This window comes from Streptomyces sp. NBRC 110035, from assembly GCF_000829695.1.
Taxonomy (GTDB): Bacteria; Actinomycetota; Actinomycetes; order Streptomycetales; family Streptomycetaceae; genus Streptomyces.
Map to the genome: position 1 here is coordinate 1 of NZ_BBNN01000012.1, position 937 is coordinate 937.

1 protein-coding gene and 1 pseudogene are annotated in these 937 nt (G+C 66.1%); both read right to left on the minus strand.

Features of this window, described 5'->3' with window-relative positions:
- Nucleotides 1-47 precede the first annotated feature (47 nt).
- Nucleotides 48-422 carry a hypothetical protein gene (locus tag TU30_RS00090; protein WP_042162994.1) on the minus strand — a complete coding sequence of 125 codons (375 nt, stop codon included), beginning with the start codon at nucleotides 420-422 and terminating at the stop codon, nucleotides 48-50.
- A gap of 322 nt (nucleotides 423-744) precedes the next feature.
- Nucleotides 745-937 (minus strand): annotated as a pseudogene (locus TU30_RS36690) (SDR family NAD(P)-dependent oxidoreductase); the annotation flags it as partial.

The window sequence follows — 937 nt, forward strand, 5'->3', positions numbered from 1 at the left end:
TTTCAAGCTGAGACCGGACCGCTTGAGATTTTCGGCGGCCCGGCGTCTCAACTGATCTGGTCGCCGCAGGTCACGGCTCTGGTGAGGTTGTGCAGCTCGACCTTGTGCCGCGGCTCAAGGAACTGGAAGAACACCGCCAGCACGCCTGCCCTCCCGGTCCGAGTCGTAGGCTTGGCGTCGCGGAGTACTTTGCCGAAGTAAACATCGGCGTCGGCCGACTCCGTCTCCCACAGCGGACGGCCGAACCAGTCCCGGATCAGCTCCAGGTGGTTGGTGTCATTGCGGATCGTGCTGTCAACCAGACCGGCCGAGGCTCGCGCGAGCACGAAACCTGCCAGCACATCGGTCTCGAACTCGGCGAGCTCCTCCTCACTCACCAGCGCCCGGTACTCGCGCAGATCGCGCACCACGGCCAGAGCCAACCCACGCCTCCAGGACTTCATCCAGGCTGAAGGAATCCCGACAAGAATGAGGGTTGCGCACCATGAGCGAGGCCCCATTGCCGGACAGCGCTGAGGCGGCGCCCGTCACCCCCCGGCCGTACGGCATCCAGGTCTCCCCTGGAGCGGCCTCTTTGCATTGGGCCACTAGCCCGCAGACTGGAACGGCGGGGAGGTGCCGTATTTCTTTTGTGGCCCGGGAACGCCACGGGAGCACGCCGTCTCGGCGGTCGTTTCATGGCGTACGTGACGCCGCGAACGAACCGCAAGTCTTCAGAGCCGCTGTCGATGAGCATGCCCACATTCAGGCGAACGCGTTCCTGTGGTCCGTCGCCCACTGTCGGTAAGAGCGTGGTGGGTGGCCCGTGACCTGAGCGAACGTGGGGTCGGTCGTCGTCTTGCGGCCCTGCGACTGGCGCTGTGCGCTCAGGACGAGTGCGTGCACCACCTGGGGCGGGTAGTGCCGCGCCCACCGGGCGGCAGCCTGCTGCGGTGTC